This window comes from Actinoplanes aureus (genome assembly GCF_015704865.1).
Lineage (GTDB): Bacteria > Actinomycetota > Actinomycetes > Mycobacteriales > Micromonosporaceae > Actinoplanes > Actinoplanes aureus.
This window is the reverse complement of the sequence record NZ_JADQTO010000004.1, coordinates 31,237-55,710: the sequence shown is the minus strand read 5'-3', so window position 1 is coordinate 55,710 and position 24,474 is coordinate 31,237. Positions and strand designations below refer to the sequence as shown.

Below are 24,474 nucleotides of genomic sequence, written 5' to 3'. Positions count from 1 at the left end.
AGATCACCCGGAGGTCTACCGTGACCAGCCAGTCCGACGAGCCCGAGGCCTCCGCGCCGGTGGCCGAGAAGTCCTCGACCGAGGGCGGTTCCGGGCGTGAGCTTTGGGAGAGCGTCCGCATCCAGCCGGTTGAGATCGCCCTTCCTGGCGGAGTGGGGCTGACGCTGCGGGCGCACCGGAAGGCGTCCGAGCTGACGCCGACCGAGATCGAGGTCGACGAGGACGACCCGTTCGAGAACCGCAAGCGCCCGCTCGACACGGCCGACGACGACGAGGAAGTCATCGTCGACGAGGAGTTCCAGGCGCTGATCGCCGAGGGCGACGCGGACGAGAAGAGCGCCGCAAAGGCTGATGGTGAGCCCGATCCGGCCGACTTCGAGGACGAACCGGAGGAGGCCGCGGCCCAGGCGGCCGACGAGGACGTACCCATGTTCCTCAGCCACAAGGGCCGCCTGCTCGCCTTCAAGAGCGCCGAATCGCTTGTCTCCTTCCTTCGTTCGGGTGCTCCGCACGATCTCGCACAATTGGACAGCTGGGGCACCCTCGTCGAGCGAGTACAGTCGAGCGACATCGACCCGCTGCCGGACGACCGCTACGAGCTGGACCTCGTGGTGGAGAACCTGCGTGGCGGACATGACACGTGGGATCTGCCGCTGCTCATCGCCGCCGGTGAAGTGGCCCGGGACCTGGGATACGCACTCCGCCTCAAGCCGGTGATCCTGGCACTGTCGCCGGGCTCACCCCTTGACGACCTGGACGAGTCCCTCCGCGCCGCGGAAAGTGGTGGTATGGGCGGTTTCTTCGGTCGTCGCCGATTGAAGAAAATCGGGGCACAACAGGCGAGTTTGGGCTGGCGCTCCGTCATCGGCAAGATCTCTGCCGCTGTGGACTGGCGTGACTGACCGATTACCAGGGAACATCAGTCCTTGGCCACAGAGAAGCAGCAGTCCCGGGGAGGAGGACGACGCCGTGGCGCTCGTGCGCGTGTACTGCGGTCTGGCGTCGGCTGATGATTCGGTGCGTACGGCCTCGGCCGCACCGCTGACCATCGCCGTGGTGGACGACGCAGGCCGGCTGCTCGGCGTCCATGAGATCAGCGACGACCCGGCCGGTTACGCCGAGCTCGGTTCGCTGCTCGTGGAGCGGACGACGGGTTTCAGCGACGCGGCGGTCGCCGCCGACAGCGACGACCACGTGGTCACCTCACTGCTGACCGCGGCCGGCCGGCCGCTTGTCGTGGTCGACGACGACGACGCGGACGACTTCGCCGAACGTTTCACCGACGACGACTCCCCCGAGGAGATCCAGGCGCCCGCCGCCGCTCGCCGCGCGGTGGGCCTGGCCCGGGCACTGCAGGCCGGTGCGATCGCGGCGGTGACCCTGTCCACCCCGCGCGACCTGGTCAGCTACAAGCCGGTTCTGGCCGCGCACGTCGCGATGCTGAACGGGCGGAACTCGGCGGCCGTGGCCCTGCGCGAGGTGCTGCGTGAGCTCTACCCCGCCGCCCTCCGGGCGTACCCGGATCCGGCACACCCCCTGGCACTCGCCGTCCTGGACGCGGTGCCCGAGCCCGGCCGGCTGACCGGCCGCGGCGCCGACCCGGAGCAGACCGCCCGGGAGATCGCCGCCGAACTGACCCGGGCCGGCGCCGGCCGCGAGGAGCAGGTGTTCGCCGCCATCACCGCGCTGCACGTGGCGATCAGCGAGTCACCCCGGCGGGGCGGGGTCAACAAGTCCCTGGCTCCGGCCGCCGCCGACGCGGTACGTCAGGCGATCGGCGCCGTCCGCTCGTGCGATTCCGCCTGCTCCGCTCTGGTGGGCACGCTCAGCGCCCGGGCCATGCCCCAGACCAGCAACCCGAACGTCGGCCGTCGCGCCGCTCGCCGGGCCTCCGAGCCGGCCCCGCTCCAGCCGGCGCCGAGCACCGAGTCGCGCTTCGGGCGGCGTGGCCGTCCGGAACCGGCGACCACCGGTAACGGACCGGCCAGCCCGCGGCCGATGACCGCGCCGCCGGTCGCACCGGCTCCGATCGGACCACCGCCGGTCGCACCTGCCGCGGCGAACGGCCTGCCTGGCCGGGCCGGCAACCCGGGCAACCGTCCGGTCTCGGTGCCGCCGCCTCCGCCCGGCATGACCCCGATCACCCCGGGTTCCCGCCCGGTGCCGTCTACGCGTACGCCGGGGGCGCCCTCGTCGGTGCAGCCGGCCGCCGGCCGGAGCAGCCCGGCCGATGCCGGCGAGCCGTTCCGGCCCACGCTGACCAACGCCGAGATCAACCGGGCCCGTGCCGAGCGCCAGCGCACAGTCATCCCGGCCCGGCCGAACACGCGTCAGCCCGCCGCGGCCAACGGCGTGCCCGGTGGGCCCACCGACTACAGCCTGCCGATGCCCGGCCAGCGGCCCGCCCAGGAGACCCCGGAGCCGGGCTCGCGGGCCAACTGGCCGCTGCTGAACGCCGGGAGCGAGGACGTGCCCCCGGCCCCGGCCGCGGCGTCGGTCAGCTCGCCGCCCTCGGGCCGGGTGAAGCCGCCGTGGCAGGACATGCCGAAGGAGCCGCCGTCGCTGCGCATGTCGGATTCGCAGCTCGGCGGCCGGGACAGCGGTTCCGGGCTGGACTCGACCGGCCGGCCGCCGCTGCGCCTGATCGACGGCGACAGCCGTACCTCCAGCAGCCCGAAACTGACCGCACTGGATCGCAGCACCACTCCGCCGGTTCCGGCCGACGGCAGCGACGGTGACCTGCTGATCTTCGCCGCGGCCCGGTCCGCCTGGTTCACCGGGCACGACGAGACCAACAAGCCGGACAAGCTGGACTGGACCAACCCGAACGACAGTAGATGGCGCGCGGCGGAGAAGGCGGCCACCCCGGCCGTGGCCGCCGAGACCTCCGCCGGCCTGCCCAAGCGCGTGCCCCAGGCCAACCTGGTGCCGGGCTCGCCGCTGCGGGAGGAGCGTCCGCTGCGGATCGTCCGGGACGCGGCTTCTATCGCCGCACACACCACCGGCTACTTCCGTGGCTGGCGGCGCGGACAGGAGATCGGCGGGTTCGCCATGGGCGGCCGGCCTGGGCGGGAGGCCGCCGGCGGCTGGGACTTCACCCGGGACGGGCAGCCCGCGGACGATTTCCGAAACAGCGTCAACACCCCCCCCGCCGGCTACGGCGGGCGCTGACGTAGCAGAAAGGGCCGCGACCCATCGGGTCGCGCCCCTTTCGCATGCACCAGGCTTGCCGCAGGCGAGCGATCATCTTCGACTTCTTCGGTACGCTGACCGACCCCTCCGCCGAGTCCTTGCGGGCGGACGTGTTCGCCGAGACGGCGGCCGTGCTCGGGGTGCCGGCCGATCGGTTCTGGACGGCGATGTCGGGCAGCTTCCCGCAGCGGGTCGTAGGCGGCTACGGAGCCACCGCCGAGACGTTGCGGAGGATCGCCACCGAGTGCGGCGCCGAACCGGACCAGCGGACCCTCGCGGCGGCCGTCGCCAGCCATCACGCGGGCGCTGAGCGGGTCCGCAAGCCGCGAACCGGCGCCCTGGACACCCTGATCGGCTACGAGCCCGCGGTTACCTCCTGGGACTGCTCAGCGACTGTTCCAGTGAACTCTGCGAGGCCTGGGAGCAAACCCCGCTCGTCACCAACGCCGGCCATCCCGGTGCGCACACTTTCCGCGACGATCAGGACACGTTCGTCCCGGAGCTGGCCATCGACGACCTCACCGAGCTTCCGGCCCTGCTGGAGTCGATCAATCACTCATAGTGACTGACGGCAGGCATGCAGAAGCCCCGCTCCGGCGACCGGAGCGGGGCTTCGACCGTTCGTCAGGCCGGCGCTACCGCGCGCGAGCGACGCATCGTCAACACATACTCGACAAGCGAGATGAGGACGTTCTTCGTCGACTCACGGTTGCGGGCGTCACAGCTCACCACGGGCACGTCGCTCGAGACGGCAAGTGCGTCCCGGACGTCCTGCGCGTTGTGATACTGCATGCCGTCGAAGCAGTTGATCGCCACCAGGTACGGCAGGCGACGGTGCTCGAAGAAGTCGATGGCGGCGAAGCAGTCGGCGAGCCGACGCGTATCCACCATCACCACGGCACCGATCGCACCCCGGACCAGTTCGTCCCACATGAACCAGAACCGCGTCTGGCCAGGCGTTCCGAACAGGTAGAGGATCAGGTCACGGTCGATGCTGATCCGGCCGAAGTCCATGGCCACGGTGGTGGTCATCTTGCCCGGCACCTGCCGGTTGTCGTCGACACCCACACCGGCCGAGGTCATGATGGCCTCAGTGGTCAGTGGGGTGATCTCCGAGACCGACCCCACCAGCGTCGTCTTACCGACGCCGAAGCCACCGGCGATGACAATCTTCGCCGATGTCACGCGTCCCGCAGCGGGACGGTGCGACATGTCAGAGCCTGCGAAGTCCACTCAGCACCCTTTCCAGCAGTTCCGTGCCTACCGCGTCGGTCTCGTCTTCAAGCGAGGTGGGCTCGTAAACCGCAACAAGACCGTCAGTGGCCATGTCAGCAACGATCACACGTGCCACACCGAGCGGCAGTTGCATGCGTGCGGCGATCTCAGCGAGCGACTGAACGCGCCCACCGTCACACATCGCCGCGATGTACTGATGCTCGCTTCCACCCTGCCCGCCGCGGATCATCCCAGAACGGCCGCGCACGGTTGTCTCGACCAGCGCTTCCAGCGCTATCTCAAGCTTCGGCCGGGTCCGACCACGGGTCACGACGTACGGCCTGACCAGCGCGCCGGTCGGCTCATCGCGTTCAGGCATTGTCACCGTCAACCCCTCCCTCGGCCCCTAGAAGTGTATTAGTTGTCAAGGTTTCTGACAGTAGCCGACTAGGCCGGCTACTCGCCCCTCTCAGCCCAGCACCCCGGCCGCTGAACGCGGCGCGGGGGTCAGTGCCTCTCCGACGCGGTCGACCAGGAGCGCCATCTCGTAGCCCACCTGCCCGACATCACAGCTCCGAGCTGCTAGCACCGCGAACGACGAGCCGTCAGAGATGGACATCAGGAACAGGAACCCATTGTCCATCTCGACGACCGTCTGGAGAACGGCGCCGCCCTCGAAGCATCGCGCGGCGCCCTGGGTCAGGCTTACCAGGCCGGACGCGATGGCCGCCAACTGGTCGGCACGGTCCCGCGGAAGGTCCCGCGACGACGCCAGGAGCAGGCCGTCGGCGGAGACCGCGATCGCGTGCGCGACCCCGGGAACGCGGTCGGCGAAGTTGGCCAGAAGCCAACCGAGATCCTGCGTAGATGTCATGCCTCATGCTCCTTGCCAGCCTGCGAGGGCTGCTGCCCTCCCGGAGTCTCCTCCAGGTTGGTCGATTGTTCCTTGGTGCGACCGCGCTGCACACCCCGGTGATACGCGGACAGCAGACCGCGAACCCCCTCGGGCGTACGGCGCTGGACGGAGTTACCGCCCCGGTCAACACCGCCGGGGACGAGTTGCGCCATCGGCGTGCGCTTCGGCAGGCCCGCCGTGGTGGTGGTCTCGACCGGCGCCTCGGCAGCCGCGCGGGCCGCCTGCCAGCCGTCGTCAGCAGCGGTACGCCACGGGTTCGACCCGGGTGCACCGTTTCCGCTATAGGCACCGGCCGTGGCTGCTGCCCCGACCGGAGCCGGGTCACGGTCCTCGGGCGGACCGGCCTGCTGCGGCACGCCGGCCGAGCGGGTCGGCTCGCCGGTCGGGATCCGCTGCGCGAGGACCGGCTCGTCACCTGAACCGTTGGTGGTGCTCTGCGGCGCGTCGGTACGAGCCGTGGTGAACCAGGCCGACTCGAGCTCCCGGAAGATCGGCAGCTCCATCGTCTCGTCCGCGAACGGCACCGAACCTTCCTGATGCGCCGACGCCTGTGCGGCGGCGATCTGCGCGGCGGCAGCGGCGTGCGCCTCCGCCGGGGAGGCCTGCGCCTCGGGGGCGGACTGTGCCGGCGGCGCCGAAGCCGGCACGGACGCCGTCTGCGGGTTGGTCGGACGGGCCACCTGCGGCTGCGGCTCGTAGCTCTCCGGCCGGTATCGCGGCAGTTCGGCGGTCATGTCGAGCGCGGCGGCCAGGCTCTCCGGCACGTGCGGGGTCGCGCTGGTCTCCCGCTCCGCGGCGACCGGCGGCCAGGCCGGCGGCGCCGAGGCGAACGGGTTGCGCTCGGCCGGCGACCCGGAGATCGGAGTGGCCGACACCGGCCGGTTCGGCGGCGCCGAGACCGGCGCACCGGAGACGGGCGGAGCCGAGGAGACCGGCGGAGCCGAGATCGGCGGCACGGGCGGCGCGGACACCGGCGGCATGAACGGGTTGCGCCCGCTGTCCGGGTTGGCCGGCAGCTGACGAGGGATCTGCGCACCGTAACCGTTCGGCTCGCTGTCGGGACGCGGGTACTCACCGCCGCGACGCTGCGCGAGCTCGTCGAGACCGGCGAAGCCCTGCGGACCGGACGGCAGCGGCGGGATGACCTCGTTGCTGCGCGGGCCGTGGAAGCCGTTGGCGGAACCGTTGGAGCCGTTCATGCCCAGGTTGGCCGGAGGAGCCGCGCCGGTGAGATCGGACCAGGACGGCACCGCGCCGTTGCCGTTGCTCGCCGGCTCGAACGGCCGGCCCCCACCGGGGTAGCCACCACGGCCGCCCTCCAGAGCGAGGGGCTCGCCGAACGACGGGATCGCCGGAGGCTGCATCGGGTCGCCGTAGCCGCCGTGGACGCGGGCGGAGGCCGCCGCGGCCAGGACCGACATGGGCAGGCCCACCTCGGCGACGGTGCCGCGCTCACGGTCGGCCGGCCGCAGCTCGACGCGGACGCCGTGCCGGTTGGCCAGCCGGGCGACCACGACGAGGCCCATCATCCGGGAGACGGCCACGTCCACCGTCGGCGGATTGGCGAGCCGCTCGTTCAGGTCGCGGAGCTGCTCGCGGCTGATGCCGATGCCATGGTCCTCGACGGTCAGCAGCGCGTTCTCCCCGACCTTGCGCGCCTCGACGAGGACGTGCGAGTTCGGCGGGGAGAAGGCGGTCGCGTTGTCGAAGAGCTCGGCGACCAGGTGGACCATGTCGTTGACCGCGTGGGCCGCGACCTCGATCTCCCGGTCGATCATGCCGAACTCGATACGGGTGTAGTGCTCGACCTCGGACTGCGCGGCGCGGAGCACGTCGATCAGGGCGGCCGGCTCGCGCTGCACACGGGTCGAGTCGGCGCCGGCGAGAACCAGGAGGTTCTCGTCGTTACGCCGCATTCGGGTGGCCAGGTGGTCAAGCTGGAAGAGCTCGGCCAGACGGTCCGGGTCCTCCTCGCCGCGCTCCAGCCGGTCCAGGTGACCGATGAGCCGGTCGACCAGGATCTGCGAACGGCGGGCCAGGTTGACGAACATCGTCGCGACGGAGGAGCGCAGTGCGGCCTGCTCGGCCGCGGTCCGCACGGCCTCGAGGTGAACCGCGTTGAACGCCTCGGTCACCTGCCCGAACTCGTCCCGGCTGCGGACCGGGAGTGGCTCGGCGATCTGGTCGGCGACCTGGGCCGGGGTGAGCGACGCGGAGAGCGCCGGGTCACGCAGCCGGCTCACCGCGTGCGGCAGGCCGAACTGGGCGACCGCGAGGGCACCCTGGCGCAGCTCACGCAGCGAGCGGGCCATCGACCGGGCGACCAACCAGGCGAAGAGGATGGCCAGCAGGAGCATGCCGAGCAGCACGCTGGTCTCCAGGAAGACCCGCTGGTTGGTGTCGTCGCGCAGGGTGGTGGCTTCCTCGACGATCTGGGCGTCGAACTTGGTCTCCACCTGGCGGTAGAGCTCGTTGTAGCCCTTGAGCGCCTCTTCCCACCCGGCGGTGTTCATGAAGGGCGGGTTCTTGGTGTTGCCACCCTGCAGCGCGAGAAGCGGATCGATCAGGTTGGTCGCGGCCGTCTCTTTCAGGCCCTTGACCGTGTTCTCGAAGGTCGTCTTCTCGTTGTCGGTGCCGATCGCCGTGAGGGTGTCCTCGGCGAGCTTCTGACCGACCTTGGTGCGCAGGAACGCGGTCCGGAGATCAGCCGCGAAGTCCTTCTTGGCGATCACCTCATGACCGAGGTACCGCTGCTGGGCGACGAAGTCCTTGGACCGGGCGATCGCGGCGACCACACGCAGGTTGTTGCTCAGATCGGGGTCGATCGCGAGCTGAGCCGAGACGTCACGCACCTGGAGCAGGTCGTTGATCAGCTGGTTGTAGGCCACCTTGACGGCCTCGAGATCCGGCTCCTGGCCGTTGCCGTTACCGACCTTGCTGCGGAACGACGGCAGGTCCTCGAGGTTGTTGTCCAGGCGCAGCAGCAGCACGCCGACGTTCTCCGGAACGTCTTCCAGCGCGCCCTTCTGCTGCACATACGGACCCTTGGCGGCGTCGACGCCACCGTGCTCGTCGTTGTACAGCTTCTCCGACGCGCCGGCGGCTTCCTTGTTGCCGTTGGCCTTGGCAAGGGTCAGCATCACCGCGTAGGTGCGCTCGGACTGCAGGTGGTCGACGAGCGCACCGGCGTTCTGCGAGAGCACCGAGAGGGTGCGAGCACGCTCCGCGTTGCTTGCCTCGTCGATGTGGTCCACGAGGCCGTTGACGCCAACCACGATCGTTGCCACGGTCGGAACCAACATGATCAAGCCAAGCTTGGACCAGATTGGTAGGTCTCGCAGTCGACCTGCCGGTCGACGCAGACGCGACATGACGCCGTTCGCCGTGTTGGGGCGCTTGCTCACGTCACCGTCCTCCTGATTCGGGCCCGGCATTCGGCTTGCCGGGCACCGCGCACGGCCGACTCGCCGGGTCGGGCCCCCGAGATTCCATCACGACAAGTGTCAAAGAGAAAGGGCACGCGGACACGGACCGGTTGTGTGACGCGATGTTGCAACGTCGAAGTTGGACATCGCCGGTCCCATATCACTGCCTGTAGATGTAAACATCTCTCAAGGTCACTCACTCGGTCGGCACTGCGTTGGGGGGTGGCTGCTGGCCGACCGGGACCCGATCCTAGTCGATCGCGGTAGAAACGACGATGGCTCGCTTCTGAGCGATCGGCAAGGCAAGATGCCGGATTCTGCCGACTTTGCAGGCGGCAGTCTAGCCGAACGGCGGACCCGCAAAGCCTGACCGTCGATTTCTTTTGACGTACGTTCGTCCCTATCCGAGGAAAGGGCGAAAAGCCCGACTTCACCCCAGCAGCTTGGCGTAAGCCGGCTTGATCACCTCGTTGATCAAGACCAATCGCTCGTCGTACGGGATGAACGCCGACTTCATGGCATTGATCGTCAGCCACTGTAGTTCCATCCAGCCCCACCCGAACGCCTCCGCGAGCAGCGTCATCTCCCGAGACATCGACGTACCGCTCATCAGCCGGTTGTCGGTGTTGACGGTGACCCGGAAGCGCAGGTCGTGCAGGAGCTTGATCGGGTGCTCGGCGATCGACGGCGTCGCGCCGGTCTGCACGTTCGACGAGGGGCAGAGCTCGAGCGGGATCCGCTTGTCCCGGACGTAGGCGGCTAGGCGGCCCAGCACCGGCGGCGCGGATTGGGTGCCGCCGGTCGCGGTCGCCGCGCTCGGGCCCTCCGACGCTCCGGAGATGTCGTCGATGATCCGGACGCCGTGGCCGAGCCGGTCGGCACCGCACCACTGGATGGCCTGCCAGATCGACGGCAGGCCGAACGCCTCGCCGGCGTGGATGGTGAAGTGGAAGTTCTCCCGCTGCAGGTACTCGAAGGCGTCCAGGTGCCGGGTGGGCGGGAAACCGGCCTCGGCGCCGGCGATGTCGAAACCCACCACGCCGGTGTCCCGGTAGCGGACGCTCAGTTCGGCGATCTCCTGCGAGCGGGCCGCGTGCCGCATCGCGGTCAGCAGGGTGCCGATCCGGATCGGCCGGCCCTGGTCGGCCGCTTCGGCGCAGCCCTCGCGGAATCCGGCGTGCACGGCCTCGACCACCTGATCGAGGTTGAGTCCGCCCTCCAGGTGCTGCTCCGGGGCGTAGCGGATCTCGGCGTACACCACCCCGTCGGCGGCCAGGTCGAGCGCGCACTCCTTGGCGACCCGGTGCAGACCCTCGGGCGTCTGCATCACCGCCACGGTGTGCGCGAAGGTCTCCAGGTACCGTTCCAGCGAGCCGGAGTCGGCAGCCGCGACGAACCACTCGCCGAGCCGCTCCGGATCGCTGGTGGGCAGTTCGTGACCGACGGCTTCGGCGAGCTCCACGATGGTGGCCGGCCGCAGACCACCGTCCAGGTGGTCGTGCAGCAGAACCTTCGGTGCCTTGACGATGTCCGAGTGCGTGATGCCAGCCATCCTCAAGAGCCTAGAGGGAAGCGCCCGATGATCGACGGAGCAATTCCGTATCTGCGGTGCCCGGTGTGCCGTGAGCCACTCGCCCGGCACGAGCGGGCGCTGCGCTGCCCGCGCGGGCACAGCTTCGACATGGCCAAGCAGGGGTACGCCGATCTGAGCGCCGGCCGTCTCCCGCACACCGGGGACACCGCCGAGATGGTGGCCGACCGTGCCGAGTTCCTGGCCGCCGGACACTACGACTTCATCGCCGCGGCGCTGGCCGGGCACCGGACCGACGGGCTGGTGCTCGACGCGGGCACCGGGACGGGCGACTACCTGACCCGCTTCCTGGACGGCTCCCCGGCAGCGACCGGCCTGGGCCTGGACGTCTCGAAGCCCGCGCTGCGCCGGGCCGCCCGGGCGCACCCGCGCGCCGCGGCCGTGCTCGCCGACCTGTGGCGGCCACTTCCGGTCGCGGACCACTCGGCAGCCGTGATCCTGAACGTCTTCGCACCGCGCAACGGTCCCGAGTTCCACCGCGTCCTGCGCCCGGACGGTTTGTTGCTGGTGGTCACCCCGGCCGCCGACCACCTCGCCGAGCTGATCACCAGACACGGCCTGATCCAGGTGGACCCGGACAAGGCCGCTCGCGTCTCCACCACGCTGGGTGATCAGTTCTCGCTCGTGTCGAGCACCACACACCGGCGCGAGCTCAAACTGAGCGGCGCCGAGGCCCGCACGCTGATCGGCATGACGCCGAGCGCCCGCCACGTGCCGGTGGACGATCTGCCGACCCGGGACGTCACGGTGACCGCCGCGGTCGATCTGGCGGTCTACCGGCCGCGTTAGCGGCCGGTGTCCCACCGCACATTTCCCGGCGCCGGCGCTGGGGCCTCGATGGGTGTCGGGCTCGCGGTGGGGAGTCCGGGAACTGCCTCGATCCGGCGGGACGGGGCCGGGCGTACCTCAACCGGTTGGAAGCCTGACCACAGCGAAGCGGGAGTCAGACGGAAAGGTCGACCTCTTCCCATTCGGGGGGTTTGTCGTGGTAAGGGCCGTGAAAGATGACCGCCCACTCCAGCGCCCAGCGGCGCTGGCCGATCGCGTTGCTGTCCACCTCGCCCGGCAGCGGCCGGCCGTGCTGTTCGGCCTCCTGGAAGGCCCAGTCCAGGCAGTAGTAGAGGTCGAGCAGCACCGCGGCCTCGGTCGCGTCGCGGACCGCGACGAGTGACCGGGAACGCCAGCTGCCGAAGGTCTCCCCGGCCGGCAGGTCGGGCATCTGGCCCATCAGCCGGTCCTCCGGCGGCACCGTGGGATCCAGGTGCCGGCTCAGGCCGAGCAGCCAGGCCAGGGCGAACACCGCGTCGTGGTGCAGTACGAAGGAGCGGTGATCGCCCTTGGCCCCGATCACGAACTGCCACTCCGGCGGGGTGACCAGATCGACCAGGTGTGACCCGAGCAACCAGCTCATCGCCGCCTCGGTGGGCATGCCGAAGCAGCGCGCGACGACCACGTGCAGCACCGCGGCACGTGCTTCGAGCTCGGCGACCGGTCGCAGCTCAACCGTGTCACCCGCCTCCCAGACCAGCGGGAACGCCAGGGGCGGGAGGGGCAGGCCGAGCCGGGCGAGTTCGTCGAGGCTGGCCTCGCGAACCGCTCGGGGATCGGGGGCGGCCTTGGTCATGGTCGGAGAATCTAGCGGGTTTGCTTCGGTTTCCCGCCGCCGGTCGGCTCGGCGATGCGGTCCAGGAGGAGGCGGGCCTGGATAGGCGCCTCGGTGCCGACGACAATCGCCCGTTCGGCGTCGTCGCGGGCCACCGGGATCCGGGACTCGTCGTCGGCGCGTAGCTCGAGAAGCACGTCGCCGGCCTTCACCCGGTCGCCGGGGCGCACCTTCAGCTGGACGCCGGAGCCGAAGCTGACCGGGTCCTCCTTGCGGGCGCGCCCGGCGCCGAGACGCCAGGCGGCGATGCCGATCCCGTACGCGTCGACCGTCTGCACCACGCCGTCCCGGCTCGCGCGCACCACCTCGGTGTGCGCGGCCACCGGCAGCGGTGCGTCCGGGTCGCCGCCCTGTGCCCGGATCATCGCGCGCCAGGTGTCCATGGCGGCACCCGACGCGAGCACCTTCTCCGGGTCGCCGTCCACGCCCGCGGCGGCGAGCATCTCCCGGGCCAGGGCCAGGGTCAGCTCGACCACGTCGGCCGGGCCACCACCGGCGAGAACCTCCACCGACTCGGCGACCTCGTTGGCGTTGCCGATGGCCAGGCCGAGCGGAGTGCTCATGTCGGTGAGCAGGGCGACCGTGGTCACCCCGCTGTCCGCGCCCAGCTGGACCATGGTCCGGGCCAGTTCCTGGGCGGTCGCCAGATCTTTCATGAAGGCGCCGGAGCCGACCTTGACGTCCAGCACCAGCGCGCCGGTGCCCTCGGCGATCTTCTTGCTCATGATCGAGCTGGCGATCAGCGGGATGGCCTCGACGGTGCCGGTGACGTCACGCAGGGCGTACAGCTTGCGGTCCGCCGGGGCCAGGCCCTCACCGGCGGCGCAGATGACCGCACCGATGTCCTGCAGCTGGCTCTTGAACTGCTCGTTGGAGATCTTGGCCTGCCAGCCCCGGATCGACTCCAGCTTGTCCAGGGTGCCGCCGGTGTGGCCCAGCCCGCGCCCGGAGAGCTGCGGCACGGCCACCCCGCAGGCGGCCACGAGCGGGGTGAGCGGCAGCGTGATCTTGTCACCCACGCCGCCGGTGGAGTGCTTGTCGGCGGTCGGCCGGGAGATCGAGGAGAGATCCAGCCGCTCGCCGCTGGCGATCATCGCCGCGGTCCACCGGGCGATCTCGCCCGGCGTCATGCCGCGCAGCAGGATCGCCATGGCGAGCGCCGACATCTGCTCGTCGGCGACGAGACCCTTGGTGTACGCGTCGACGACCCAGTCGATCTGCGCGTCGGAGAGTGTGTGGCCGTCCCGTTTGGCACGGATCACGTCCACCGCGGCGAACCCGGTCACGAATTGTCCTCCCAGCGCTGCGGAATGCCCTCGGGGGTGTCGCCTTCACCGGCCCAGGACAGCTTGCCTTCGGCGTCCACCACGACCACCCGCGGTGAACGAACCAATCCCCAGGCCACGGCGGCGGCCGCGGCGGGGAAGTTCGGGCCCTCCTCGAGGATGCCCTTCTCCTCGCTGGTCCCGGGCTCGCCCGACGAGCGTTCCCAGTACCCGGTCCAGATGGTCTCGCCACCGGACAGGTCGGGGTGGACGAAGACCGTGCCTCGGCCGCGCCACTTGGCCAGCTCGGCCGGGACCTCGGCGGCGCCGGCCGGACCGGTGACCCGTTCCATGTCCTCGTAGCCGAACGCGTGCGGCAGCAACTCGGTCATCCGCAGCGGCCGCGGCAGCGCCTCGACCAGCAGATCCGGGCCGCCGTGCTCCCACAGAAGCTGGCGGCACCGGCCGCACGGCATCAGCGGGGCGCCGGTCGCGTCGACGCAGGAGATCGCCACCAGGCGACCCCCGCCCGTCGCGTGCAGCGAGCTGACCAGCCCGCACTCGGCGCACAGGGTCATGCCCAGTGACGCGTTCTCCACGTTGCAGCCGACGACGACACGTCCGTCGTCGACCAGCCCCGCCACACCGACCGGGAAGTCGGAAATCGGGGTATAGGCGCGCCGCATCGTCTCGATGGCGGCAGCGCGCAGCCCCGCCCAGTCGATCTCCATAGCTCTGATTCTGCCTCAGCCCTTGATGTACGGGAGACCATCGGCCGCCGGGGCGCGTACCCGGCCGACCAGGCCGGCCACCGCGATGATGGTGGCCACGTACGGCAGCATGTTCAGGAACTGGCTGGGCACCGGGCTGCCGACCGCGCTGAGGTAGGTCGCCAGCTTCTGCGCGAAGCCGAAGAACAGCGCCGCGCCGAGCGCACCGAACGGCGAGTACCGGCCGAAGATCAGGGCAGCGAGCGCGATGAAGCCGGCGCCCGCGGTCATGTTCTTGGAGAAGCTCCCGGTCGCCACCAGGGTGAAGTAGGCGCCGCCGAGACCGGCCACCACCCCGCCCAGCAGCACGTTCATGTAGCGCAGGCCGCGCACCCGGACACCGACGGTGTCGGCCGCGGTCGGGTGCTCGCCGACCGCCCGGGTCCGCAGACCCCAGCGGGTCCGGGTCAGCCCGAAGTGAATCACCACGACCAGCAGCAGCGCCACCCAGACCAGCAGGTTCGCCTGGAACAGAACCGGGCCGATCACCGGGATGTCGGACAGCCCGGGCACGCTCCAGGTCGGCATCTGCGGCGGGGTGTTGTAGCCGGCCGCGTCGGGCTGCATCAGCCGCTCGTAGAGGAAGCCGGTGATACCGAGTGCGAACAGGTTCAGCACCATGCCGACCACCACCTGGTCGACCAGGTAGCGGATCGCGAGCACGGCCAGGATGGCGGCGATGATCACGCCGCCGACGGCCGCGCTGATCAGGCCGGCCCAGACGCTGCCGGCCATCGTGCCGACCAGCGCCCCGGCGAAGGCGCCCATCAGGAACTGGCCCTCGATCGCCACGTTGACCACGCCGGAGCGCTCGCCGAGCACACCCGCCAGGGCGCCCAGGATCAGCGGCAGCGCCAGCTGCAGCGTGCCACTGCTGGTGTCCACCAGCGGCAGGAACTTGCCCGCCACCTGCCAGCAGAGGAAGGACAGGACGAAGGAGAGGATGCCCAGGGTGAGCAGCAGGGTCTGGCGGCGCTTGGCCAGGCCTGCGAAGAGCACGCCACCGGCGGCCACGGTCAGCACCCCGAAGAGGATCGCGCCGAACTGGCCGTTGATCGAGAGCGCGGCGCCCTCGGCGTCCTCGCTCAGGGTGAAACGCGCGGCCTCGCTCGGGGCGAGCGCGCCGAAGAGCACGGCGGCCAGGCCGCCGAAAATGATCAGGCCCAGGCCGAGGCGGCGCTGCCGGGTCCAGAACGGCTCCGGAGCGGCGACCTCGGTCAGCTCCGCCACAGTCGCGGTCGACATGTCCTCAGCCCTTCGCCAGGGTCACGCCGGACCGCAGATTGCGGCTGGCGCGGAGTCGGAAGATCGCCTTCACCAGTGCGGGGGCGGCGATGAAGATGACGATCAGGGCTTGCAGCACCGTGACCAACTCCAGCGAGATGCCGGAGAACGACTGCATCCGGTTGCCACCGGCGCGCAGCGCACCGAACAGCAGCGCGGCGAAGAACGTGCTCCACGGCTTGTTCCGGCCGAGCAGGGCGACCAGCAGACCGTCGAAGCCGATGTTGCCGGCCACCGCGGGGGTCAGCGCGTGCGCGGTGCCGAGCACCTGGACGGCGCCGCCCAGCCCGGCCAGACCGCCGGCGACGGCCATCAGCAGGGCGTACGTCCGGGCGACGCTGATGCCCGCGGTCTCGGCGGCGTGCGGGTTGGCGCCCACGGCACGCAGCTCGAACCCGAACGCGGAGCGGTTCAGCAACCAGGCGACGCCGAACGTGGCGGCCAGCGCGAGCAGGATGCCCAGGTGCACCCGGAGCACACCGCCGAAGGACGGCAGCTGTGCGGACTCGGCGACGGCCTTGCTGATCGCATCGGTCCGGTCCGGGTCCTGGATGCCCTTCTGCAGCACCAGCCAGGACAGGAAGAGGCTGGCGATGTAGTTCAGCATGATCGTGGTGATCACCTCGTGGGCCCCGGTACGGGCTTTGAGGATGCCCGGGATGAAGCCCCACAGCGCACCGCCGAGCAGGCCGGCGATCAGCGCGATCAGCAGGTTGAGCACGATCGGCAGGCCGAACGAGAACCCGACGACGCCGGCCGTGATGCAGCCGAGCACCGCCTGGCCCTGTGCGCCGATGTTGAACAGACCGCCGCGGAAGGCGAGCGCCACGGACAGGCCGGTGAAGACCAGCGGCGCCGCGTAGGTGAGCGTCTCCGAGATCGGGGCGAGCGCGTCCTGCCAGGTGCCGGTTCCGGAGAACCAGGCCGAGTACGCCTCCGGGTCACCGAGCGCGCCCTTGAGCAGGTTCGAGTAGGCGGTGCTGATCAGTTCCCAGCTCGCGGTCAGCGCGTCGCCCGGGCGGGCGGTGAAGTAGCTGAACTTCGCCAGCACCTCCGAGTCGGAGACGACGATGAGCACCGCGCCGATGACGACGGCCAGGACGGCCGACAGGAAGGTGACGGTGACGCTGTTCGCCGACCACAGGTTGCGTACGAAATGGCTGACGAAGGAGTCCTCGTCAGGCTTCCGTGGCTCGGCGGTCACTTGGACTCCTCTTCTCCGCCGGTGATACCGGCCATCAGCAGACCGATCTCCTCGCGGGGGGTGTCCGGGGAGACGACGGCCAGGATCCGGCCGCGGTACATCACCGCGACCCGGTCCGCGAGCCCCACCACCTCGTCGAGCTCGCTGGAGACCACCAGCACCGCGGTGCCCTGGTCACGCTCGTGGATGATCCGGCCGTGGATGAACTCGATCGAGCCGACGTCCACACCGCGGGTGGGCTGCGAGGCGACGAACAGGCGCAGCGGGCGGGACATCTCCCGGGCCACCACGACCTTCTGCTGGTTACCGCCGGACAGGGTGCCGACCGCGGTCTCCGGCCCCTGGCAGCGGATGTCGAACTGGGCGATCCGCTCGGTGGCCGACTCGGCGACCTTGGCCGGGTTGAGCTTGAACGCGTTGCCGTACGGCGCCCGGTCGTACATGTCGAGGACCAGGTTCTCGGCGACGGTGAACTCCTTCACCACGCCGTCGTGGCTGCGGTCCTCGGGGATGTAGCCGACTCCGGAGCGCAGGATCTGCTTGGTGCTCATGCCGGACAGGTCCTCGTTGTCCAGCTCGACCGTGCCGGCGCGCACCGGGCGCAGACCCATGATCGCCTCGACCAGTTCCTCCTGGCCGTTGCCCTGGACACCGGCGATGCCGAGCACCTCACCGGCGCGCACCACCACGTCCAGGCCCTGCACCGCGTGCGTGCCGCGGTCGTCGTCCACCACCAGGCCGGAGATCTTCAGGACGTTGCGGCCCGGCTCGGCCGGCGCCTTGGTGACCTCCAGGTTCACCGCGCGGCCGACCATCAGGGACGCGAGTTCGTCCTCGCTGGTCTGCGGGCTGGCCGTGCCGACCACCTTGCCGCGGCGGATCACGGTGATCCGGTCGGCGATCGACTTGACCTCTTTGAGCTTGTGGGTGATGAAGACGATGGACTTGCCCATATCGGTGAGCGAGCGCATCACCGTGAGCAGTTCCTCGGTCTCCTGCGGGGTCAGCACCGCGGTCGGCTCGTCCAGGATGAGCAGGTCGACGTCGCGGGTCAGCGCCTTGACGATCTCCACCCGCTGCTGAGCGCCGACCGGCAGGTCCTCGATCAGCGCGTCCGGGTCGACCGGGAGGCCGTAGCGCTGCGAGGTCTCGATCACGTCGCGGCGCGAGCGGCGGCGGTCCAGCCAGCCGAGCGGGCCGCCACGGACCTCCTCGTGGCCCAGTGCGATGTTCTCCGCCACGGTGAAGACCGGGACCAGCATGAAGTGCTGGTGGACCATGCCGATGCCGGCCGCGATGGCGTCCCGCGGGCTGCGGAAGACCTTCGGCTCGTCGTCGACGACGATCTGGCCCTCGTCCGGCTGGAGCAGGCCGTAGAGCTGGTTCATCAGGGTCGACTTGCCGGCGCCGTTCTCGCCCAGCAGGGCGTGCACCTCGCCGGGCTCGACGGTGAGATCGATGTGGTCGTTGGCCACCAGGTCGCCGAAGCGCTTGGTGATGCCGCGCAGTTCCAGTTTCAGCGGAATCTCCTGACGTCGGTTCCTGGCCTGGTGGACGGTCAATGCGAGCCGCCGCTCGGCCGCAGGGTATGACCTGCGACCGCGCGGCGGCCAGATGCTACTACTCGTGGATCACTGCGGCGCGCTGGCCGACTCGACCTTGACCTTGCCCGAGACGATGTCCGCCTTGAGCGTCTCCACCTCGGTCTTGAGCGCGGCGTCGACCTTCGAGTCGAACTGGTTGTACGGCGCCAGCGAGACACCGTTGTTCTCCAGGGAGCCCAGGTAGCCCGGGGTGGGGGCGAGCGCCTCACCCTTCGCGCCCTTGAGCACGGCCTGCTTCACCGCGTCCTCGATGTTCTTGACCACGGTGGTCAGGAACACGTCGCAGTACTGCTCGGCGCTCTTGCAGCCGTCCTGGTCGACCCAGATGACCGAGAGCTTGCCGGCCGAGTCCTTGGCCACCTGCGCGGTGCCCAGGCCGGTGCCGCCGGCGACCGGCATGACCACGTCAGCGCCCTGGGCGACCAGGGTCTGGGTGATGGTCTTGCCCTTGTTCTGGTCGATGAAGCTCTCGGCGAAGGTGCCGTTCTGCGCCTTCTTGTCCCAGCCGATGACCTCGACCTTCTTGCCCTTGGCCTCGCTGTAGTGCGCCACACCGTCGGCGAAGCCGTCCATGAAGATGGTGACCGGCGGGATCTTCAGACCGCCGTAGGTCGCCACCTTGCCCGACTTCGAGTAGCCCGCGGCCAGGTAACCGGCGAGGAACGCGGCCTGGTGCGTGGCGAACTGCATCGGGTAGACGTTCGGCCCGCTGCTGCCGCTGTCGACGATGCCGAACTGCGAGCTGGTGTTCTCGCCGGCGACCTTCTTGGTGACGTCGCCCATCAGGCCGCCGACCGCGAGGGTGAAGTTGCACTTCTTGCTGACCGCGCCGCGCAGGCCGGGCTCGTAGTCGGCCTCCGACGACGAGGCCGTGTACGAGGTCTTGATGTTGCTCTGCTCAGCCTTGGCGGCCTCCAGGCCGGCCCAGGCGGAGGCGTTGAACGACTTGTCGTCAATGCCACCAAGGTCGGTGACCATGCAGGCCGAGTATTCCGCTGCGGCGCTGGTGCCGCCGGTCGGTGTCTCGTCAGGGGCGTCGCCACAAGCAGCGGCAGCGAGCGTCAGCCCACCTGCCGCGAGAATCGCTACGATCCGCTTCCCACGTACTGGGCGCAAGACGCCCTCCTTCCACTGCTCACCGAATTCGCACGGTGAATCTCAGGTCGGCAGCGTAGCCCCGGCTAAACGCCTCGTCAGGGGATCGTTCCGGACTGTTCGCGCACCGTTACCTGGTTGCAATCCCAGGTCCCGATCAGCACGTTTCTGTATCACGTTGTACGCCCGGGCGGCGACATAGATCACCCTTGTTGGAAAAGCCTATTCACCGCGATCGGCATGCCGGATCCAGGTGTTCTGCCCCACCGGGGCGGTCTTGTCGTCCGCCGAGAGATCCACCACCCGGCCGTGCGGGCTGGTGGCCGCCCAGGCCGCGCCGAAGAGCAGCAACTGGTTGAAGACGTACAGGTAGACCAGGGCGCCGACCGCGGAACCGACCAGGGCGTACGCCGGGTTGCGCTCGACGATCGCGACGAAGGTCCGGCCCACGGTGTTGAGCAGCATGATGCCGATGCCGACCTGGAGAACCGGCGGCGCCATCCGGCGCGCCGTCATCCGCAGCCGTGGCACAGCGGCCAGCAGGGCTGCCGCCAGCAGCATGTTGACCGCCAGGGTGAGCACCAGGCTGACGATCGAGAGAAGCGTGGCGAAGCCACCACCGGCCAGCCAGTGCAGCAGCCGCTCCAGGCCGTAGACGGCGAGCTGGGAGAGGGCGAGCAGGATCAGGATGCCGATCAGTACGACCAGGTCGACCACCTGGCGTACGCCGATGTAGCCGGGTTGCTCGCGCAGCTGCCAGATCAGCCGCTGGGAGGATCGGATCGACTCGACCCAGCCGATGCCGGTGAAGGTCAGGCCGAGGATGCCGACGATGCCGACCGTCTTCTTGCTGTCCACGATGGCCTGCACGTCGAGGAACGGCAGGTTGTTCGCGAGGAAGTCGACGACCAGGTCGAAGAGCTCGATGTTGTTGGCCAGCAGGAAGCCGAAGACCGAGTAGCCAATGAGCAGCAGAGCGAAGATCGCGAAGAAGCCGTAGTAGGCGATCGCGGCGGCCAGCCGGCCACCCTGCACGTCCTCGTAGCGCAGGATCGCCCGGCACAGATGATCGAAATACGGCGACCGGTAGCGGAGCGCCATGATCCGGGCCTCAGCCGCGTCGTACGCCCGGTCGATCGGATTCACGGGCCGACCGTAACCGACATCACGAAAAACGGGGGCTCAGCCGAGCGGGAAGTCGCGGCGTGGCCGCCACGGCCCCTCGCCGCCGTGCGAGAAGAGCGTGAAGGACGAGACCTCGAAGCTGGCCGAGAATCCGGCCAGATCGTCGAAGACCGCGTCCAGTGCCTCGGGCGGCACGTCCTGCGCGACGGTGACGTGCGGGTGGTACGGGAACCGGGTGTCCCGCCGCACGTCCTCCGAGCGCGTGATCGCCTCGGCCAGCAGCTCACACTCGCTGATGCCCTTTGCCAGAGTCACGAAAACCACTTCGGTGACCGGACGGAAGGTGCCGGTCCCGCGCAGCTGGATGACGAACGGGGGCTGTGCCGAGGCGAGGGCCTCGAGGTGCTTCTCCACCGCCGGGAGCGCGTCGGTCGCCACCTCGGTGGGCCCGAGGAGGGTGACGTGCGCCGGCGTGTAGGCGGCCTGCGGATCGCCGGCCTCCGCGCGCCGGCGGGTCAGCGCCGAGCCCCAGGGCTCGGGGATGTCGATCGCCACGCCGATGCGCGTCAGGGCGGGTTCCAACACCGGGTCAGGCCCCGCGGGCCGGGCTGACGAAACCCACATTCTGGTACGCGGCCGCGAGCGTCACCGCCGAGACGGCGCGGGCCTTCTCGGCGCCGATGGCGAGGATCTTGTCGAGCTGGGCCGGATCGTCGAGGTACGCCCGGGTCCGCTCCTGGATCGGCTTGACGAACTCCACCAGCACCTCGGCGAGGTCCTTCTTCAGGTCGCCGTAGCCGCGCCCGTCGTACATCTCCAGCAGCTCGTCGATGGCCCGGTTGGTGAGCGCCGCGTAGATGGTCAGCAGGTTGCTGATGCCCGGCTTGTTCTCCTCGTCGTAGAGGATCTCCCGGCCGGTGTCGGTGACCGCCGACTTGATCTTCTTGGCCGAGCGGGCCGGGTCGTCCAGCAGCTCGATGATGCCGTTCGGCGAGGAGGCCGACTTCGACATCTTGCTGGTCGGGTCCTGCAAGTCGGTGATCTTCGCGGTGTCCTTGACGATGTACGCCGACGGCACGGTGAAGGTCTGGCCGAACCGGGTGTTGAACCGCTGCGCCAGGTCCCGGGTGAGTTCCAGATGCTGCCGCTGGTCCTCCCCGACCGGAACCTGGTCGGCCTGATAGAGCAGGATGTCGGCGGCCTGCAGGATCGGGTAGGTGAAGAGGCCGACGCTGGTGCTGTCCTGGCCGGCCTTGGCCGACTTGTCCTTGAACTGCACCATCCGCCCGGCCTCGCCGAAACCGGTGATGCAGCTCAGCACCCAGCCGAGCTGGGCGTGCTCGGGCACGTGCGACTGGACGAACAGCGTGCACCGGTCCGGGTCCAGCCCGAGCGCGAGCAACTGCGCGACGGAAAGCCGAGTACGGTTACGCAGAGCGACCGGGTCATGTCCCATGGTGATCGCGTGCAGATCGACCACGCAGTAGAAAGCGTCATGCGTGTCCTGCATCGACACCCAGTTGCGTACGGCGCCCAGGTAGTTGCCGAGGTGGAAGGAGTCGGCGGTCGGCTGAATGCCGGAGAGTACACGCGGGCGGCGGGCAACGTCGGACATGGGCGCCATTGTGTCAGCCTCTCCCTCGGTACCGCGAATCCCCCACCAGTTCCGGCCAATGTTCGAAACTGTTGACTTATGAGCGTTTTTGAGAAATTCTATAGACCGAACTAGGGAAAGGGCCCAGTCGTGAAATTGCTCGTCACCGGCGGCGCCGGCTACGTCGGCAGCGTGACCAGCAGGCTACTGCTGGACGCCGGCCACGAGGTGGTCGTCCTCGACAACCTTCGCACCGGCTTCCGCGAGGCGGTGGCGCCGGACGCCACCTTCGTCCAGGCCGACATCGCGGACGCCGGGCGGGTGCTGACGCCGGACGCGGGCTTCGACGCCGTGCTGCACTTCGCCGGCCTGATCGCGGCCGGCGAGTCGATGGCCAAGCCGGAGCTCTACTGGCACGAGAACGTGGTCAAGTCGCTGGCTCTGCTCGACGCCGTCCGCGCCGCGAAGGTGCCTCGGGTGATCTTCTCGTCCACCGCCGCGGTCTACGGCAACCCGGTCGAGCTGCCCATCACCGAGGCCGCCGTCAAGGCCCCCACCAGCACGTACGGATCGACCAAGCTGACCTTCGACCTGGCCCTGACGTCCGAGACGTTCGCACACGGCCTGGCCGCCGTGTCGCTGCGCTACTTCAACGTGGCCGGCGCCTACATCACCGACGAGTACGAGATCGGTGAGCGGCACGACCCGGAGACCCACCTCATCCCGATCACCCTCCAGGCGGCCGCCGGTAAGCGGGACAAGCTCCAGCTCTTCGGCGACGACTACCCCACCGCCGACGGCACCTGCGTCCGCGACTACATCCACGTCGAGGACCTGGCCCGGGCCCACCTGCTGGCGCTCGACGCCACGGTGGCCGGCGAGCACCGGATCTACAACCTGGGCAACGGCAACGGGTTCTCCAACCGGCAGGTGGTCGAGGCCGCCCGCGAGGTCACCGGCGCGGCGATCCCGGTCGAGATCGCACCGCGGCGCGACGGCGACCCGGCCACCCTGGTGGCCTCCTCCGACCGTGCTCGCGCGGAGCTGGGCTGGACGCCGCAGAAAAACACGTTGCAGGCAATGATCGGTGACGCTTGGACCTTCTACCAGAAGCATGTGGCATGAGCGACGTCGTGGCGACCGCTCAGGCGGCCTTCCAGGATGCGTACGGGTCCGAGCCGGCCGGTCTCTGGGCCGCGCCCGGCCGGGTGAACCTGATCGGCGAGCACACCGACTACAACGACGGCTTCGTGCTGCCGTTCGCGCTGCCGCAGCGCACGGTGGCGGCGGCCGCACCGGCGACCGGCGGCCAGTGGTCGGTCTGCTCCACGCTGGTCCCCGAGCCAGTGACCTTCGGGATCACCGAGCCGGGCGAGGTGACCGGCTGGGGGGCGTACGTCGCCGGGGTGGTCTGGGCGCTGCACGACGCCGGCTTCGACGTGCCCCCGGCGCGCATCGCGATCGCCTCGGACGTGCCGCTCGGCTCCGGGCTGTCCTCCTCGGCCGCCCTCGAGTCGGCGGTGCTGACCGCGCTCGCCGATCTGGGCGGGCTGGACCTGCCGGTGGAGAAGCGGCCGGCGCTCGCCCAGCGCGCCGAGAACCTCTACGTGGGCGCACCCACCGGGATCCTGGACCAGTCCGCGTCGATCCGGTGCCAGCGGGGCCGGGCCCTGTTCCTCGACTGCCGGACGTACCAGGTGGAGCAGATCCCGTTCGACCTGGCCGCCGAGGGCCTGGCCATCCTCGTGATCAACAGCAATGCGCCGCACCAGCACGTCGACGGTGAGTACGGCGCCCGCCGCAAGTCCTGCGAGGCGGCGGCCGCGGCACTGGGCGTGGCCGCCCTGCGCGACGTCGGCGTGGACGAGCTGCCGGCGGCGCTGGAGCGGCTCGACGACGACGTGATGCGCAAGCGCACCCGGCACATCGTCACGGAGAACCAGCGGGTGCTGGACACCGTCACCCTGCTCCGGTCCGGGCGGACCCGCGAGATCGGCCCGCTCCTCACCGCCTCGCACACCTCGATGCGCGACGACTTCGAGATCACCGTGGCGCAGGTGGACGTAGCCGTGCAGGCGGCGCTGGCGGCTGGGGCGTACGGCGCCCGGATGACCGGCGGCGGCTTCGGCGGCTGCGTGCTCGCCCTGGTCGACGCCGACCGGGCGGAGGCGACCGCGGCAGCGGTGGCCGAGGCGTACGCCGAGCACAGCTTCACCGCCCCGACCAGCTGGGTGGCCGTCGCCGGTCCCGGCGCGACCCGGCTGTAACGCTTCGACCGGACCCGCGGCGGGTATGCCTCGTCTCATGACGACCGAGGCCAACCCGCCGCAGGACCAGTCCCGGGAAGCCAACGAGCCCAACGAGTTCGGCTTCGCCGGTGAGGGGACCGCGCCACAGCCCGAACCGATCGGTGCCGTCGACGGCGAGAGCATCGCCGTACCGGCCGGGGACCTCACCGGTGCCATCACCGAGGCGATCGAGGAACTCTCGGACCACGACGAGGACCACGAGGCCCACGACGACAAGTGAGC

General features: G+C 69.9%; 21 protein-coding genes. 6 read left to right on the top strand and 15 right to left on the bottom strand.

Annotated elements, in window-relative coordinates; translation table 11 throughout:
* The first annotated feature begins 2 nt into the window (after positions 1–2).
* Positions 3–902, top strand: a complete 900-nt coding sequence (locus I4J89_RS09015) for a SatS C-terminal domain-containing protein (RefSeq protein ID WP_373688120.1) — start codon at positions 3–5, stop codon at positions 900–902.
* 67 nt (positions 903–969) lie between these two features.
* Positions 970–3,171, top strand: a complete 2,202-nt coding sequence (locus I4J89_RS09010; protein WP_309238238.1) for a transposase — start codon at positions 970–972, stop codon at positions 3,169–3,171.
* A gap of 645 nt (positions 3,172–3,816) precedes the next feature.
* Here I4J89_RS09010 and I4J89_RS09005 read toward each other — a convergent pair.
* From I4J89_RS09005 to I4J89_RS08985, 5 genes are all read right to left on the bottom strand, one after another.
* Entirely contained in the window at positions 3,817–4,404 is a 588-nt protein-coding gene (locus tag I4J89_RS09005; protein ID WP_196413414.1) for a GTP-binding protein, read from the bottom strand.
* A 1-nt stretch (position 4,405) separates the two neighbouring features.
* Positions 4,406–4,786 carry a DUF742 domain-containing protein gene (locus I4J89_RS09000; protein ID WP_196413864.1) on the bottom strand — a complete coding sequence of 127 codons (381 nt, stop codon included), beginning with the start codon at positions 4,784–4,786 and terminating at the stop codon, positions 4,406–4,408.
* Positions 4,787–4,876: 90 nt separating this feature from the next.
* A complete protein-coding gene (locus tag I4J89_RS08995; protein WP_067706828.1) occupies positions 4,877–5,281 on the bottom strand; it encodes a roadblock/LC7 domain-containing protein in 405 nt (134 codons plus the stop codon).
* Entirely contained in the window at positions 5,278–8,727 is a 3,450-nt protein-coding gene (locus tag I4J89_RS08990) for a sensor histidine kinase (RefSeq protein ID WP_196413413.1), read from the bottom strand. The genes I4J89_RS08995 and I4J89_RS08990 overlap by 4 nt, the downstream gene beginning before the upstream one ends.
* Positions 8,728–9,178: 451 nt before the next feature.
* Complete coding sequence (locus tag I4J89_RS08985; protein WP_196413412.1) at positions 9,179–10,300, bottom strand: adenosine deaminase; 1,122 nt, start codon at positions 10,298–10,300, stop codon at positions 9,179–9,181.
* A 27-nt stretch (positions 10,301–10,327) separates the two neighbouring features.
* Between I4J89_RS08985 and I4J89_RS08980 the strand changes: the two genes are divergently transcribed.
* Positions 10,328–11,128, top strand: a complete 801-nt coding sequence (locus I4J89_RS08980) for a putative RNA methyltransferase (protein ID WP_196413411.1) — start codon at positions 10,328–10,330, stop codon at positions 11,126–11,128.
* Between the two features lie 154 nt (positions 11,129–11,282).
* On the opposite strand, the gene I4J89_RS08975 is transcribed toward I4J89_RS08980, so the two are convergent.
* From I4J89_RS08975 to trpS, 10 genes are all read right to left on the bottom strand, one after another.
* Positions 11,283–11,963, bottom strand: a complete 681-nt coding sequence (locus I4J89_RS08975; protein ID WP_196413410.1) for a DUF4272 domain-containing protein — start codon at positions 11,961–11,963, stop codon at positions 11,283–11,285.
* An 11-nt stretch (positions 11,964–11,974) separates the two neighbouring features.
* A complete protein-coding gene (locus I4J89_RS08970; RefSeq protein ID WP_196413409.1) occupies positions 11,975–13,288 on the bottom strand; it encodes a thymidine phosphorylase in 1,314 nt (437 codons plus the stop codon).
* Positions 13,285–13,998, bottom strand: coding sequence for a cytidine deaminase (locus I4J89_RS08965; RefSeq protein WP_196413408.1), 714 nt, complete (start codon positions 13,996–13,998; stop codon positions 13,285–13,287). Before I4J89_RS08965 ends, I4J89_RS08970 begins: the two co-directional genes overlap by 4 nt.
* 15 nt (positions 13,999–14,013) lie before the next feature.
* Positions 14,014–15,282, bottom strand: a complete 1,269-nt coding sequence (locus I4J89_RS08960) for an ABC transporter permease (protein WP_196413407.1) — start codon at positions 15,280–15,282, stop codon at positions 14,014–14,016.
* Between the two features lie 4 nt (positions 15,283–15,286).
* The gene (locus I4J89_RS08955; RefSeq protein ID WP_196413406.1) at positions 15,287–16,525 is read right to left on the bottom strand and encodes an ABC transporter permease; all 1,239 of its coding nucleotides are present in this window, start codon (positions 16,523–16,525) and stop codon (positions 15,287–15,289) included.
* The gene (locus I4J89_RS08950) at positions 16,522–18,087 is read right to left on the bottom strand and encodes an ABC transporter ATP-binding protein (protein WP_230858633.1); all 1,566 of its coding nucleotides are present in this window, start codon (positions 18,085–18,087) and stop codon (positions 16,522–16,524) included. The genes I4J89_RS08955 and I4J89_RS08950 overlap by 4 nt, the downstream gene beginning before the upstream one ends.
* A gap of 69 nt (positions 18,088–18,156) precedes the next feature.
* Positions 18,157–19,245 (bottom strand): BMP family lipoprotein, encoded by a 1,089-nt coding sequence (locus I4J89_RS08945; RefSeq protein WP_196413405.1) that lies wholly within the window; start codon positions 19,243–19,245, stop codon positions 18,157–18,159.
* Positions 19,246–19,446: 201 nt separating this feature from the next.
* Positions 19,447–20,370: a YihY/virulence factor BrkB family protein gene (locus I4J89_RS08940; RefSeq protein ID WP_196413404.1), complete on the bottom strand. Its 924-nt coding sequence runs from the start codon at positions 20,368–20,370 to the stop codon at positions 19,447–19,449.
* A 36-nt stretch (positions 20,371–20,406) separates the two neighbouring features.
* Positions 20,407–20,973, bottom strand: a complete 567-nt coding sequence (locus I4J89_RS08935) for a 2'-5' RNA ligase family protein (protein ID WP_373688111.1) — start codon at positions 20,971–20,973, stop codon at positions 20,407–20,409.
* Positions 20,939–21,964 (bottom strand): tryptophan--tRNA ligase, encoded by a 1,026-nt coding sequence (gene trpS, locus I4J89_RS08930; protein ID WP_196413402.1) that lies wholly within the window; start codon positions 21,962–21,964, stop codon positions 20,939–20,941. The genes I4J89_RS08935 and trpS overlap by 35 nt, the downstream gene beginning before the upstream one ends.
* Before the next feature lie 129 nt (positions 21,965–22,093).
* On the opposite strand from trpS, the gene galE reads away from it, so the two are divergent.
* Genes galE through I4J89_RS08915 form a run of 3 tightly spaced genes read left to right on the top strand, consistent with a single transcriptional unit; the run spans position 22,094 to position 24,472 of the window.
* The gene (gene galE, locus I4J89_RS08925; RefSeq protein WP_196413401.1) at positions 22,094–23,068 is read left to right on the top strand and encodes a UDP-glucose 4-epimerase GalE; all 975 of its coding nucleotides are present in this window, start codon (positions 22,094–22,096) and stop codon (positions 23,066–23,068) included.
* On the top strand, positions 23,065–24,210 hold the full coding sequence (gene galK, locus I4J89_RS08920) for a galactokinase (protein WP_196413400.1): 1,146 nt from the start codon (positions 23,065–23,067) through the stop codon (positions 24,208–24,210). Before galE ends, galK begins: the two co-directional genes overlap by 4 nt.
* 37 nt (positions 24,211–24,247) lie before the next feature.
* Positions 24,248–24,472 carry a hypothetical protein gene (locus tag I4J89_RS08915; protein WP_196413399.1) on the top strand — a complete coding sequence of 75 codons (225 nt, stop codon included), beginning with the start codon at positions 24,248–24,250 and terminating at the stop codon, positions 24,470–24,472.
* Positions 24,473–24,474: the final 2 nt, after the last annotated feature.